Genomic DNA, 13,711 nt, shown 5'->3' on the forward strand with positions numbered 1-13,711 from the left:
ATATGATCAACAAGACGAAACCTGCCGGGACGGCGAACATTGAAATTGACGGCAAAACCCACGAACTGCCTGTTCTGAGTGGGACGCTTGGTCCGAACGTCGTTGATGTTAAGAAGCTCTACGGCGATGCTGGTGTCTTTACGCTGGACCCGGGCTTCACGTCGACCGCAAGCTGTGAGTCTCAGATCACTTTCATCAATGGCGAGGAAGGCGTTCTTCTTCACCGCGGCTACCCAATCGACCAGCTCGCCGAACAGTCTGGCTATCTCGAAGTCTGCTATCTGCTGCTAAACGGAGAGCTGCCAACTGGCACCCAGTTCAAGAGCTTTGCCCGCGAGATTACGCAGCACACCCTGCTGCACACGCAGATGGATCGCTTCTTCGAAGGCTTCCGTCGTGACAGCCACCCGATGGCGATGCTGACTGGTACGGTTGGTGCGATGTCGGCTTTCTATCCAAGCTCGATGGATAGCGCCGATCCGGAAGAGCGCCGTCTGGCCTCCATCCGTCTGCTCGCGAAAATGCCAACGCTGGCTGCACGCGTTTATAAATACTCCATCGGCCAACCATTCGTGAACCCGCGCAATGACCTCTCCTATGCAGAGAACTTCCTGCGCATGTGTTTCTCGGTGCCGGCAGAGGATTACAAGATCAGCCAGACCCTAGCCAAGGCGATGGACCGGTTCTTCATCCTCCACGCAGACCATGAGCAGAACGCCTCGACATCTACGGTACGCCTTGCTGGTTCGTCCGGCGCGCACCCATACGCAGCCGTGGCAGCGGGCGTGGCTTGTCTCTGGGGGCCGTCACATGGTGGCGCAAACGAAGCCTGCCTCAACATGCTTCACGAAATCGGTTCTGTGGATCGTATTCCAGAATTCATCGCACGCGCGAAGGACAAGGAAGATCCGTTCCGCCTCATGGGCTTTGGGCACCGCGTCTACAAGAATTACGATCCACGCGCCAAGGTGATGCAGGAAACGGCGCACGAGGTTCTCAACGAGCTTGGCATCAAGGATACGCCAATCCTCAAGGTCGCAATGGAACTCGAGAAAATCGCACTCGAGGATGAGTATTTCGTCGAGAAGAAGCTTTACCCGAATGTCGACTTCTACTCGGGTATCATCCTGGATGCGATGGGCTTCCCGACCGAGATGTTCACCGTGCTATTCGCCTTGGCCCGCACCGTTGGCTGGGTCTCACAACTCAACGAGATGATCGAAGACCCGACCCAGCGCATCGGCCGTCCACGCCAGATCTACACCGGCGCACCGCTGCGTGATTTCAAGCCGGTATCAGAGCGCGGCTAATCCCGCGCCAACAATACGCTGGCAGCAATTTTAGCTGATTGAAGACCGCCCTCGCCCATTCGTGCGAGGGCGTTTTTCTGTGCTGTGATCTGCGCCTGGCGCGCACTTTCATTGCTAAGCATTCGAAGTGCTTCTGTTGCCATCAGCTCTGGCTTGAACTTGGTCTGTACGAACTCCGGCACGACCTCGGTATCATCTGCGGCAATATTAAGAAGCGTGATATGGGTCGGCTTGAACAGGAAAAAGCGCGCAAGCGACCATGTAACCCAGCCGGTCTGATAACCAACAAGAAACGGTGTGTCCTGAAACGCGAGCTCACTCGTGACCGTGCCTGAACAGGCGAGCGCATAGGAAGCGGCTGACATCACATCAAACCGATCGGCATCTTCAGGGCTTAAACTGGCCCATTCGAACCGATTTCCATATTTTTCAACGAAGTAGGCGCGTATGTTCGAAGCAGGATGAAACACGACACGAACTTCCTGTCGGGCTTCCTTGACCTTAAGGGCTGCTTCGAGCAACGCGGGCGCTACGGCGTCAATTTCACTTCTCCGACTGCCTGGCAGTACGAGAAGTACCGGGTTTCTTCCAGCTTCCAGAGCTTCGCGACCAGCGGCAGGATCCCCCTTGTGTCCGCGTGAAAGCGCCGGATTTCCCATCACCGTGACCGGAAGATCAAAAGGCTCATAGAATGGAGCCTCCATGCCGTGGATACAGACAAGGTGATCCACGGTTTGGGCAAGCGTTTTGGCACGACCTGGTCGCGTTGCCCAGACCTGCGGGCCTACAACTTTCACGAGCCGAATTTGCGGCGCAAGGGCGCGAACCCGTTGCGCAACCCGTAAGGTAAACCCCCAGGAATCAACAAGAGCGACAGTATCCGCTCCGGAGTCGATGATGGCCCTCGCCGCCGCATCGGCCAGCGCCACGACTTCGCGATAAATCTTCACACCTTCCAGAAGTCCGACAACCGAGAGCGGCGAGATATCGATCGGTGAGATCAGACCACGTGCAGCAAGCTGGTCTCCGCCAATGGCGTTGAGTGTTACCGCAGGCTCGGCCTGGCGGAGCTCATCGACAATCTCAGCGGCCAGAAGGTCGCCTGACGCTTCAGCGGCGACGAAATAGATGCTGGGCGCCATGAGCTGCTAGCTCCAATTCTTCGGGAAAGCGAACAGGAACACGCCCGTATCGGCGCAGCGTCTCCCGATCTCATCTCGATTCAGCAAGAGTGCACCTTTTGCTTCGACACCTATACCGGCAAGGCCAGCCTCCGCTGCCTTCTGAATTGTCATGGGACCAATCGTGGGAAGGTCGATGCGACGTTCCTGAATGGGCTTCGGCCTTTTCACCAGGACACCCCGAGGAGCTGTTGATGCGCCCCTGATTTCATCCTCCAGCTCGTTAATCCGCCCAAGCATTCGGTCGGTGCCTTCCTGCGCCTCTACAGCTAAAACCAAGCCATCGCACACGACACACCCCTGCCCGATATCCAGACGCCCCAGCTCGCTCGCAATACGGGCCGCTTTTCTCAGATCGGCAAGCTCAGCCTCCGAAGGATCCTGCCCGAAAATCAAGCCTTCACCGACTGTGAGTTCTTGCGCTGCGCTTTCGGCTGCGATCACATCGAAACCTTCTGCCTCCAGCTCGGCAACGATGACCCGCAACAAGGCGTCGTCGCCACTACGAGCAGCTTTCAGCACTCGAGGCAGCAGTTTGGCACCGCGTATATCGAGTTTGATGTCGGAAAAATTGGGGCGCTTTACGATACCCGCCAGAACGACCTGTTCGCACCCGACTTTTTTCAGGCGCTTGATGAGATGTCCGATCTGCCCAATACCCAGCGTCTCATGATCGAAGGCTTCCAGCCTCTTTTCTTCAAAGCCCGAAAGCCGGAAGACGTGGAGGTCCTGCCCGCGTTCCCGGGCGGCCAATGCGATAGAGACCGGAAGGTCTCCCAGTCCGGCAATGATGGCGAGCTTCTTCATGGTTGCGGCCTATTCCGGTAGGCAGAGAGACCGGTTCTTGCTTGAGCGTATGAACCGGATGATTTCCATCAACTCTGCGCATTCCCCATATGTCTCTTCGGCGTCTTTCACCCGTTCGCTGAATGTGCCTTCCTTGGCAAACAGCATACGGTAAGCCGCACGGAGGTCATGAATGGATTGGCGGCTAAAGCCGCGCCGCTTCATGCCAACGATATTGAGACCTGCGAGATGGGCATGATTACCTATCACTGAACCGTATGGGATTACGTCGGCGACAACGATGGCACCGCCGCCGACAAATGCATGTTGGCCGATGCGACAGAATTGGTGCACGGCAGCCAGGCCACCCATCCAGACCTGGTCCTCAACGATAATATGGCCGCCGAGTGCGACATTGTTCGCCAGGACGCATTTGTCACCCACCATGCAGTCATGCGCCACGTGCACATCGACCATGAGGAGGCAATTGGCTCCAACCTTTGTCAGGCCGCCGTGCGCCGGGGAGCCACTGTGGATCGTGACGTGCTCGCGAATAACAGTTGACGCTCCGATAACGAGACGAGAAGTTCCATCATCCTTGAAATTCAGAATCTGCGGCGGCGTTCCGATAACGGCGCCCGGAAAGACTTCCACATGCGCGCCAAGTTCTGTTCGCCCTGTTACAGTTGCACGTTGATGAATGCGGCAGCCATTGCCAAGCGTTACCTCCGAGCCAATGTAGGCAAAGGCACCGACGCTAACATCTTCTCCCAGGCTTGCGCCCTCTTCGACTATCGCCGTCGGATGGATGTTTGTGGTCAAGATTTGCGCCTTTCCCTCGATGTTTGCTTCTGTACCCAGGCAATTTCCCGCATCCAGTCACGAAGAGGCCGGGCGGGTGTGCCACCCCAGGTTTCCCTGGCCGGGATCTCCCGGAATACACCAGCCGACGCTGCTATCTGTGCGCCCTCTCCGATAACAACGTGATCAGCAATGCCGACACGCCCGCCAAGCTGCACACCGTCACCGATGGTAACGGTGCCAGATATGCCGGCAAAGGAGGCCATCAGGACGTTGCGGCCCAGCACGACATTGTGAGCGATCTGGCAAAGATTATCGATCTTGGTATTCTCGCCGATAATCGTGTCATCGAAAGCCCCGCGATCGACACAGCTATTTGCACCAACGGTTACGCCATCCTGAAGGATGACCCGGCCGAATTGCGGTGCATCCTCTGCGCCTGCTGGCCCAGACATCACGCCGAAACCCGCCTCACCGATGCGTGCACCCGAATAGACCTTAACATGATTGCCGATCAGCGCGCACTGGATGCTGACGTTCGCGCCAATGACGCAGTCTCGGCCTATCTGAACGCCGGGCCCTATAACGGCATTTGGCGCTATGATCGATCGATCTCCGATCGCGGCCCCTTCGCCAATATGCGCCGTTGGCGCGATCCGAGCCCCTGGGTGGATGTTGGTCGCTTCGTGAGGCGCTTCGACGTCGCCCCAATCACGAAACTGTATCAGCTTCTTCGCCGCCACAGCGTGTGCATGCCGCGGCAGGGGCGTAACAAGAGCAGCGACACCGTCCGGCAATGCCACAGCAAAGTCTTCACGAATGAAACAAGCCGTCGCCTCCGCACTTATTGCATCGGCCGCTGGCGGCTTCTTGCCCTCGTAATAGCAGATCTCCCCAATGCGGGCACGCGCAGAGGCAGCGACATTGGTCGCGAGTGTACCCGGATCGCCCTTGAGCTCAGCGCCAGTCGCGGCGGCCAACTCCCCAAGGCTTAGGGGCCCGATAGAACGGAAGAACCTTGGGTCTGCTGGCACGGCGGAACGCTACTGCTGCTGCTGCTGTTGCTGCTGGATCAAGCGCTGGCGATCTTCAGCCGAAAGACGCTGACGTGTGACTTCAACCGTCGGCAGCGAAGCATTCATCTTCATGATCGCTGATCCGGTGACATCCACGGCCTCTGACGACCATACCGTCTGAGATGTATCCAGCATCACGTTTGCGCCGCTTTCAGTGATAACTTGTTCCAGCACGGGCTGCAGCGCCTGATAGAAACGCTGCCATGCGGCCCGCTCGGTTGCCTGGAGTTCTGCGGCGGCGAACTGGCGATCGAGGCTGAACTGCTGAGCCCGTTGCGCGTAAGCTTGGACCTCGGTGCGAAGAGCCTGATCAGCTGCGATAGCTTCCCTCGACATATTTGCCGTGCGGGCCTCCAGCGATTGGGCCTGCTGCTGGAGAGCGTTTGCTTCCGGCGTCAGTTCATTCTGGATCGACGTGCCGATCTGCTCGAGCTTTTGTGCAATATCCTGTCCAGCTGTGCTTTCAGCCATGACGCGCTGCTGGTTGATAACAACGACTTCGGAATTCTGCGCCTGCGCCACCGGAGCAGCGACAATTGCAGACGACATCATGACAGCGACTGACGCCGCTGCGGTTTTAATGAGTTTCATGAGTTCCTCCTGAGAACTTCTAGAAGCGTGTTGAGGTACTGAACCTGAACGTCTCGGTCCGGTCGTACTCTTCTTTCTTGAGGATTTGAGAGAAATCGAACCGGATTGGTCCGAACGGCGAGTCCCAGCCCACCGAAAGACCTGCCGATGCCCGAAGAGGCATGGAAGTCTGGGATTCTTCAATCGCAAACAGGTCTGGCCCGATTTGCGTAATGTTTGTTGGTTCGGTGTCGATATCGTCAAGTTCACCGACAGAACCTGCCTCAAGGAAGAGCGCGGTATCAATGCCGTATTCCTCTGGCAGGAAGTTCGGGAAGGTCAGCTCTGCGGTCGCCTGATAATAGGCTTTACCACCAAGCGCGCGGCCCTTGCGGATACGTTGCGTATTTCCGTCGGCATCCACTTCACGAACAATACGACGTGGGCCAAGGCCCGCAACGTCGAAGCCACGGAACGTACTGCCACCGCGGAAGAAGCGGTTGTTGATCCGGATGCCTTCGTCACCGCCCCAGGACCCGATATAGCCGCCTGAAAGACGAACGCTGGCGCGAACACCTTTGAAGATGCCCTGATAGGCTGCGGCTGACGACTCGGTCCGGATGTACTGAACATCGCCGCCGACACCGGCCAGATCTTGGCTGAACGAGAAGTCGAAACCGCCTGTTGGCTGGATCGGATCGTTCCGGCGGTCCCAGTTGAACGTATAACCGATGATCGAAGAAAGTTCGGCGCGTTCATTCCGGCAGTTCGAAAAGCTACGATTATTGTAGAGCGGCGAACACGCATCAACGACGAGCGCGCTAGCAGGCAGGTCATCCGAAGCCGTTGCGGGGCGGTCGAACGCGGTGTCATCACTCGGGTCGTCCGGGGTGCCACCATCGAACGTATCCGTGATAATCAGCAGGTCACCACTCCCATCAATGACGACATTCCCGAGATTGATGTCGAGCTCATCCTGCTGCAGCCGGTAACGCAGGCCGAGGTTTGTATTCTCCGTCAGCGGGAAGCCGAGGTTCACGCCAGCACCAATTGTGTCGGAGGTAAAGCCACCGAAACCGATGTTCGAGAAGTCAGACCGCGACGAGAAGATATCGATACCTGCTGCAAGGTTGCGGTCGAGGAAGCGCGGCTCGCGGAAGCGCAGGTCCACATATTGTTGACGCTGCGATGCGGAGATACGCGCAATCGCTGTCTGGCCACGGCCACGAAGGTTGCGCTCGGAAACGCTTACATCGAACAGGAAGGCGTCCACGGAGGAGTACCCCGCGGCGAATGAAAGCTCACCGGTTGGCTGCTCTTCAACTTTCACGTCGACAACCGTGCGATCTGACTCAGAGCCTGGATTCTCGGTAATTTCGACTTCCTTGAAGTAGCCGAGTGCCCGTACGCGGTTACGCGAACGGTCAAGCAGGACACGGTTGAAAGCGTCGCCTTCGGACACGCGAAGCTCGCGGCGCACAACCCGGTCCAGCGTCCGGGTGTTCCCCACGATGTTGATCCGCTCAATGTAGACGCGCGGGCCTTCATCGATGGCAAAGGTGACGTCGACCGTATTGGTTTCAGGGTTCGGACGCAGGTCCGGCGTGATGTCGACAAATGCGTAGCCGGCAATACCAGCAGCATAGGTCAGCGTGTCGATTGCATCCTCGATCCGGTTACCGCGGAACAGATCGCCTTCCTGAATGGAGAGCGTATTGCGCAACGCATCGCTATTGAGCTTGTCGAGTTGGGTCGACACGTTGACCGTGCCGAAATTGTACTGGACGCCCTCATCAACCGTATAGGTGATGTAGAAGTCTTCCTGGTCCGGCGTCAGGTCAGCCACGGCCGACACGACGCGGAAGTCGTAATAACCATTGTTCTGATAGAACTGACGCAGAAGCTCACGGTCGTATTCCAGACGGCCCGGATCATAGTTGTCGTTCGAGCTGAAGAAACGCCACCAGCGCGACTGGCGCGTCGCGATTTCACTGCGAAGACGTCGGTCGGCATATTCTTCGTTGCCGATAAAGTTGATCGAGCGGACACCCGTAACCGGGCCCTCGTTGACGACGAAGACGAGATCGACGCGGTTCTGCTCAAGCGGTTTGTACTGCGGCTCGACTGTTGCAGCGAAGCGGCCCGACTGGCGGTAAAGCTCCAGAACACGCTGGACATCGGCCTGGACACGCGCTGCGGTAAAGATACCGCGCGGGGCAACCTGGATCTCCTCGCGCATCTTGTCGTCGTCGATGGAGCTGTTCCCCTCGAAGATGACGCGATTGATGATCGGGTTCTCGACCACGCGGACGACCAGATCGTTGCCAGACTTCTCAAACGAAGCGTCAGCAAACAGGCCTGTCGCGAAGAGGGTCTTCAGCGAAAGGTCGATACGCTCGGCGTCAAATGGGTCGCCAGGTTCGACCAGAAGGTAAGACTGGATCGTGCGGTCCTCGATGCGCTCATTACCTTCGACCTGGATCGTACGGATCCGTTCGGCGGATTGAGGCGCCTGAGCCTTCGCAGACAGCAAGGCACCGACCGCTGTGGACGTGCCGAGCATCGCGGCAACACTAATCATGGAAGCAACGAAGACTGATCGCATGGCGTCTCTCTCAATTTACAACGGAATTCGGCTATCAGCCTCAAGCGCCGTTGAACAGCCCTGTTTCCAGTACATCGCCCCAGGTAATGAATACAAACATTCCCAGAAGCAGGAACATACCGGCCATCAAGGCCCCCTCCTGTATGCGTGCCGGCAAGGGTTTGCCCGCAAACGCTTCATAGCAATTGAATACAATGTGGCCACCGTCAAGCACAGGAAGTGGAAGTAAATTAAAGAAGCCAATTCCTACAGACACCGCCGCGCAGATAGTCATCATGCTCCAGAACAGCGCATTGATGCGGGTCGTCAGCGGTACTTCACTATTCGCCATCGTACGATTGACGACCCGGCGGCTGATATCTCCAATCGCCACGGGCCCACTTAGCGAGCTTAGCGCTTCCTTGCCCGTGATCATGCGGCCAATCATGTCAGTGGTCTTGGCAACCGTATCCCATGTCTGCGCACCGCCCATCGCGAGAGATTCTACCGGATTGTAGTGGATACGCTGCGCGGTATCGCGAAGCTCCTGAAGCGTGATACCAATCGTGCCGAGCGCCTGAACCTGTCCCACAGCGTTCTCACGCATCTGGCGCTGCGGCGTCACATTCAGCTCAACCTCCTCGCCATCGCGCTCGACGATGGTGCGAAGCTTCTTGTTGCTCGACATCGAAACAATTGTCTGCAACGCGCCAGCATTATCGACGGCTTCTCCGCCCATCGACACAAAGATATCACCTGCCTCGATACCAGCTTCTGCCGCCGCGCCGCCTTCAACGACACTCGTTACGCCAACGCGGGCCTGATAGGCGCCATTGAAGTAAAAAAAGACAGCAAAGATGAGCGCCGCGAGTATGAAGTTCGCCACCGGCCCGGCCGCTGCTATCGCAATGCGCGGCCAGACACCGATCTCGTGGAACGGTTTGCCGACAGGTCCCTGCTCTATCTTGCCGACATCGCCAGGTAGCTGGCTTTCGCCAACAAACTTCACAAACCCTCCGAGCGGGATCCAGTTCACACGCCACCTTGTGCCACGCTTGTCACTGCGCTCGAAGATGGGTTTCCCGAAGCCAACCGAAAAAGACTCAACACCGGCGCCGAAATAGCGTCCAGCAAAGTAATGGCCGAGCTCATGAATAACGACCACGACGCCCAGCATGAAAACGAGGCAGACAATAAAAATAGGGCCCTGGCTTAAAAATCCATCGAACATCATCAATCCTTCGCGCCGGCCATGCTTGCTGAAACCAGCTCACGCGCAAGCTTCCGCGCTTCCCTGTCTATATCGCTGATTCCCTCAAGACTTAGACAGTCGCCGCTGTGAGTGAAACTATGGCTTAGCTTCGAAACAGCCTCCTCATTCACTCGGTTAATATCGGTGAACTTGCAACGCCCGCTGAGGAATGCGTCTACGGCCTCCTCATTGGAGGCGTTCAGGACGATCACAGCAGCGTCTGATTCGTTGAGAGCGGCACGTGCGAGTCTGATTGAGGGGAAGCGCTGATCATCAACATGCTCGAACTCCAGGCGAGAAACGGCCGCGAGATCCAGCCGCTCGACAGCGGTCGGAACGCGGCCATGTGGCCATGAAAGAGCGTGGGCAATCGGCGTCTGCATATCTGGTGAGCCGAGCTGTGCAAGGAACGAGCCATCGACATAGCTGACCAGCGAGTGGATGATCGACTGCGGGTGTACCAGCACATCGATACGCGACTCGGGCACATCGAACAGGTAACTCGCCTCGATCAGCTCGAGTGCCTTGTTCATGAAACTTGCGCTATCGACGGATATCTTGCGTCCCATCGACCAGCGGGGATGCGCGCACGCCTCTTCCGGTGTCACTTTCGCAAGTTTCTCAAGCGGGGTCCGCAGGAATGGTCCACCAGACGCCGTCAGAATGAGGCGGTCCACATCTTCGGCCCGCTCCATCACCTGGAACATGGCGTTGTGCTCGGAATCGGTCGGCACGATCCGCGCGCCCGTCTTCGCAGCGACCTGTTTCAGAAGCGGGCCGGCACAGACCATGCTTTCCTTGTTGGCCAAGGCGATATCGTTGCCCGCCTCCAGCGCCGCGTGGGTCGAAGCGAGGCCTGCGATACCGACGATTGAGGCGACAACACGATCAACTGGAACCCGCGCCACCTCTTCAATAGCAGAAGCACCCGCCCGAGCCTCGATTCCGGTCCCCGCCAGTCGGGATTTCAGCGCCCCATGAAAGCGCGCTTCGCCAATAACAGCAGTGCGCGCACCAAACTCGATCGCCTGCGAGGCCAGAAGCTCGACATTTGTATGCGCTGTCAGCGCCTCGATTTCGAAGGCTGGTTCAGACGCAACGGCGTTCGCATGCGAAACGACCGACAGGGACGACTGCCCTATCGATCCGGTTGAGCCAAGAATGCTGAGCCGGCGTGCCATTAACTGGCCTGTAGTCCAAGCAATCCGTGAAGGGGCGCGACGAGCGCCAACGTGGACGCGCAGAACACAGCCGCCATACCCAGACCGTCAACCCGGTCCATGACGCCACCATGCCCCGGCAGGAAGCCGCTCGTATCTTTCACGCCATAGCGGCGTTTGAGCGACGACTCAAACAGGTCGCCCCACTGGGCAACAATTGAAATCGCAAAGCCAGCAAACAGCCAGGAAATTCGGGAAGCGTCGAGCAATCCTGCTGCGATAAGACCACAGAGGCCGCTACAGACCATAGCGCCAATCGCCCCACTCCAGGTCTTGGAAGGCGAGTCCTTGGGCGCGAGTGGCGGCCCTCCGAAGCCACGCCCAGCAAAATAAGCGCCTGTGTCCGACGCCCACACCGTCCCCATAAGGATGAGCGCGGCCGCCTGGCCGAACCAGGTCCCCTCACGCAGGAAGAACAGCCCGAGCGGCAGCCCGGCGCTATAGAACACACCGAAGGCAGCCACAGCGCGATCGTTTACGCGTGACGGATGAATAAGAAATATCAGTCCGGCAGAGATGAGCAGCGCGATGAATGAGACACTCCAGTCACCAAAATAGGCCGCGAACACGCAAATCGCTGCAAGCACAGTCGTTGCGGGCATGATCGGCGAAGCCGTCATCCGCGCCCATTCATAGCCCATCACGGCAGCGAAAATCGCGCAGGCAATCGCCAGGACCAACCCGCCCGTGGCGACAACGAACAATGCGAACGGGATGAGCACGAGAGCAGACACCAGTCTGAGGGCCAGCTCTTTCGACTTGTGACTACCAGGCCTCGACGCAACCATTCAGCCCGCCTCCTTGCCCAGACCGCCAAAACGGCGCTCGCGCGCGCCGAATTTCTCAAGCGCTTCTCTTAACTGCGGTTCACCGAATTCGGGCCAGAGAACATCCATAAAAACGAGTTCTGCATAGGCGCCCTGCCAGGTGAGAAAGTTGCTTAGGCGGTGCTCCTGCCCAGTCCGGATAATCATGTCCGGATCAGGAAACGGGTGCGTATCAAGATGCCGCGAAATCGCTTCCTCGGTAAAATCTTCGATAGCCATCTCACCCGTGGCAACCTTCTCGGCCACCTGCTTTGCCGCCCGGGCTATTTCCTCGCGGCCACCGTAATTGAACGCGATGCCCAGATTGAAGCGCGAATTGCCGGCGGTTTCCTCAACGGCCATGTCGAGCAGTGAACAGACATCTTCCGGGAGACCCGCACGCGTACCGAATACGCTGATTTTCACGTTCTCGCTTTTAAGCCGCTTCAGGTCTTTCTTGATGAAATGCCGGAGCAGCGCGAATAGAGCCGTCACTTCGGCCATCGGCCGCCGCCAGTTTTCCGTCGAGAAGGAATAGACCGTTAGGTAGGACAGACCGAGCTTCTGGGCCGCCCTGACTGTTTCGCGCAGGGCATCAACGCCGCGTTCATGTCCCATAGAACGCGGCAGGCCGTTCCGGGTCGCCCAGCGGCCATTCCCGTCCATGATGATTCCGACATGGGCTGGCAGGCTGGACGGGTCGGCATATTCGGGGATCCCGTTAGAAGCCGGCTGCGCAATCAAACCTGCATGATCTCCGCTTCTTTTGCCTTCACGATCTCGTCGATGCGGGCGATATAGGTGTCGGTCATCTTCTGGACATCATCGGACAGGCCGTGCGCCTCGTCCTTGCTGATCTCATTGTCTTTCTCGGCCTTCTTGAGCTGGTCCATACCGTCGCGGCGCACATTGCGCACAGCTACGCGGGCCTGCTCGGCATACTTGCCTGCAATTTTGGAAAGCTCGGCGCGGCGCTCTTCATTGAGTACCGGGATCGGGATGCGAAGGGTCGTGCCGTCCGTCACCGGGTTGAGACCCAGGCCAGATTCGCGGATCGCCTTGTCTGCGGCACCTACAACGGATTTGTCCCAGATGTTCACCGCAAGCGTACGCGCATCGAGCACCGAAACCGACCCGACCTGGTTAAGAGGAACAGTCGAACCATAGGCTGGCACGTTCACCGTATCGAGCAGGTTCGGCGATGCGCGGCCTGTCCGCAGGCCAGCAAGATCGGATTGAAGCGAAGCGACAGCGCCTTCCATCCGGCGCTCTAGATCTTTTTTGTTTATACTCATGGCACTTGTTCTCGCACATTAAGAGATGAGCGTCGATGTTCCGACACCACGCAGAACGTCAAGCAACGCGCCCTTCTTGTGGAGTGAAAACACGACGATTGGAATGCTTGTATCGCGCATCAGGCTGACTGCGGAAGCATCCATAACGCGAAGGTCGCGCGCGAGGACTTCCTGATAGCCGAGTGTCTCATAGCGCTCGGCGTCAGCATGCGTCTTTGGATCAGCTGAATAGACACCATCAACCTGCGTGCCCTTGAACATGGCTTCGCAGTTCATCTCAGCCGCACGAAGAGCCGCGCCGGTATCCGTGGTGAAATACGGATTGCCTGTCCCGGCCGCAAAAATCACGACACGGCCTTTTTCCATATGGCGGATCGCGCGACGGCGGATGTAGGGCTCGCACACGGTATCCATGGGAATTGCAGACTGAACCCGGACTGGCGTGCCGATCTGTTCCAGCGCACTCTGCATGGCGAGCGCGTTCATCACGGTTGCGAGCATGCCCATCGAATCAGCCTGGGAACGGTCCATGCCGTTGGTTGCACCGGCAAGACCGCGGAAAATATTCCCGCCGCCGATGACCAGGCATAGTTCGACATTCGTCTGGCGGATCGCACCAGCGATTTCTTCGGCAAACTGTAGACAGGTCGGCATATGGATGCCGAATTCCGATGGCCCCATCAGGGCCTCTCCCGATAGCTTCAGGAGAACGCGCTTATAAACGAGCTCGCTACTATGGTCGGTCTCTGTTGTCATGACTGTCTCCCAAGGCCGCTTAGCTCGTAAAGGATTCCCGGCTGCCTGTCATGAGCAGCCGGGAGACTTTAAGA

13 protein-coding genes are annotated in these 13,711 nt (G+C 57.8%); 1 reads left to right on the plus strand and 12 read right to left on the minus strand.

The genetic code is table 11. The features are described from left to right. Positions 1 to 2: 2 nt before the first annotated feature. On the plus strand, positions 3 to 1,310 hold the full coding sequence (gltA, locus tag D1224_RS01010) for a citrate synthase (protein WP_119378080.1): 1,308 nt from the start codon (positions 3 to 5) through the stop codon (positions 1,308 to 1,310). Here gltA and D1224_RS01015 read toward each other — a convergent pair. Genes D1224_RS01015 through pyrH form a run of 12 tightly spaced genes read right to left on the minus strand, consistent with a single transcriptional unit; the run spans position 1,307 to position 13,637 of the window. Then, entirely contained in the window at positions 1,307 to 2,452 is a 1,146-nt protein-coding gene (locus D1224_RS01015; protein ID WP_119378081.1) for a lipid-A-disaccharide synthase, read from the minus strand. The two genes, gltA and D1224_RS01015, sit on opposite strands and share 4 nt — an antisense overlap. A 6-nt stretch (positions 2,453 to 2,458) precedes the next feature. Further along, positions 2,459 to 3,298: an LpxI family protein gene (locus tag D1224_RS01020; RefSeq protein ID WP_119378082.1), complete on the minus strand. Its 840-nt coding sequence runs from the start codon at positions 3,296 to 3,298 to the stop codon at positions 2,459 to 2,461. A 9-nt stretch (positions 3,299 to 3,307) separates the two neighbouring features. Then, positions 3,308 to 4,099, minus strand: a complete 792-nt coding sequence (gene lpxA, locus D1224_RS01025; RefSeq protein ID WP_119378083.1) for an acyl-ACP--UDP-N-acetylglucosamine O-acyltransferase — start codon at positions 4,097 to 4,099, stop codon at positions 3,308 to 3,310. After that, positions 4,096 to 5,112, minus strand: a complete 1,017-nt coding sequence (gene lpxD / locus D1224_RS01030; protein ID WP_119378084.1) for a UDP-3-O-(3-hydroxymyristoyl)glucosamine N-acyltransferase — start codon at positions 5,110 to 5,112, stop codon at positions 4,096 to 4,098. The genes lpxA and lpxD overlap by 4 nt, the downstream gene beginning before the upstream one ends. A gap of 9 nt (positions 5,113 to 5,121) precedes the next feature. Beyond that, positions 5,122 to 5,745 carry an OmpH family outer membrane protein gene (locus D1224_RS01035; RefSeq protein ID WP_119378085.1) on the minus strand — a complete coding sequence of 208 codons (624 nt, stop codon included), beginning with the start codon at positions 5,743 to 5,745 and terminating at the stop codon, positions 5,122 to 5,124. Positions 5,746 to 5,764: 19 nt separating this feature from the next. Next, positions 5,765 to 8,329, minus strand: a complete 2,565-nt coding sequence (gene bamA, locus D1224_RS01040; RefSeq protein WP_119378086.1) for an outer membrane protein assembly factor BamA — start codon at positions 8,327 to 8,329, stop codon at positions 5,765 to 5,767. 40 nt (positions 8,330 to 8,369) lie between these two features. Beyond that, on the minus strand, positions 8,370 to 9,539 hold the full coding sequence (locus D1224_RS01045; RefSeq protein WP_182482116.1) for a M50 family metallopeptidase: 1,170 nt from the start codon (positions 9,537 to 9,539) through the stop codon (positions 8,370 to 8,372). A gap of 2 nt (positions 9,540 to 9,541) precedes the next feature. Further along, entirely contained in the window at positions 9,542 to 10,741 is a 1,200-nt protein-coding gene (dxr, locus tag D1224_RS01050) for a 1-deoxy-D-xylulose-5-phosphate reductoisomerase (RefSeq protein WP_119378088.1), read from the minus strand. Beyond that, positions 10,741 to 11,568 (minus strand): phosphatidate cytidylyltransferase, encoded by an 828-nt coding sequence (locus D1224_RS01055; RefSeq protein WP_119378089.1) that lies wholly within the window; start codon positions 11,566 to 11,568, stop codon positions 10,741 to 10,743. Before D1224_RS01055 ends, dxr begins: the two co-directional genes overlap by 1 nt. Continuing rightward, positions 11,569 to 12,330: a polyprenyl diphosphate synthase gene (gene uppS, locus D1224_RS01060; RefSeq protein WP_119378090.1), complete on the minus strand. Its 762-nt coding sequence runs from the start codon at positions 12,328 to 12,330 to the stop codon at positions 11,569 to 11,571. It abuts the gene before it with no gap. Beyond that, complete coding sequence (frr, locus tag D1224_RS01065; protein WP_119378091.1) at positions 12,327 to 12,881, minus strand: ribosome recycling factor; 555 nt, start codon at positions 12,879 to 12,881, stop codon at positions 12,327 to 12,329. Before frr ends, uppS begins: the two co-directional genes overlap by 4 nt. An 18-nt stretch (positions 12,882 to 12,899) precedes the next feature. Then, positions 12,900 to 13,637: a UMP kinase gene (pyrH, locus tag D1224_RS01070; RefSeq protein ID WP_119378092.1), complete on the minus strand. Its 738-nt coding sequence runs from the start codon at positions 13,635 to 13,637 to the stop codon at positions 12,900 to 12,902. Positions 13,638 to 13,711: the final 74 nt, after the last annotated feature.

This window comes from Henriciella barbarensis (genome assembly GCF_003576345.1).
Classification (GTDB): domain Bacteria; phylum Pseudomonadota; class Alphaproteobacteria; order Caulobacterales; family Hyphomonadaceae; genus Henriciella; species Henriciella barbarensis.

What these genes read in the sequence shown, in the direction of transcription:
- pyrH (WP_119378092.1), bottom strand. Translation starts at nt 13,637, where the DNA reads ATGACAACAGAGACCGACCATAGTAGCGAGCTCGTTTATAAGCGCGTT.
- dxr (WP_119378088.1), bottom strand. Translation starts at nt 10,741, where the DNA reads ATGGCACGCCGGCTCAGCATTCTTGGCTCAACCGGATCGATAGGGCAG.
- D1224_RS01045 (WP_182482116.1), bottom strand. Translation starts at nt 9,539, where the DNA reads ATGTTCGATGGATTTTTAAGCCAGGGCCCTATTTTTATTGTCTGCCTC.
- gltA (WP_119378080.1), top strand. Translation starts at nt 3, where the DNA reads ATGATCAACAAGACGAAACCTGCCGGGACGGCGAACATTGAAATTGAC.
- D1224_RS01035 (WP_119378085.1), bottom strand. Translation starts at nt 5,745, where the DNA reads ATGAAACTCATTAAAACCGCAGCGGCGTCAGTCGCTGTCATGATGTCG.
- D1224_RS01015 (WP_119378081.1), bottom strand. Translation starts at nt 2,452, where the DNA reads ATGGCGCCCAGCATCTATTTCGTCGCCGCTGAAGCGTCAGGCGACCTT.
- D1224_RS01055 (WP_119378089.1), bottom strand. Translation starts at nt 11,568, where the DNA reads ATGGTTGCGTCGAGGCCTGGTAGTCACAAGTCGAAAGAGCTGGCCCTC.
- frr (WP_119378091.1), bottom strand. Translation starts at nt 12,881, where the DNA reads ATGAGTATAAACAAAAAAGATCTAGAGCGCCGGATGGAAGGCGCTGTC.
- D1224_RS01020 (WP_119378082.1), bottom strand. Translation starts at nt 3,298, where the DNA reads ATGAAGAAGCTCGCCATCATTGCCGGACTGGGAGACCTTCCGGTCTCT.
- bamA (WP_119378086.1), bottom strand. Translation starts at nt 8,329, where the DNA reads ATGCGATCAGTCTTCGTTGCTTCCATGATTAGTGTTGCCGCGATGCTC.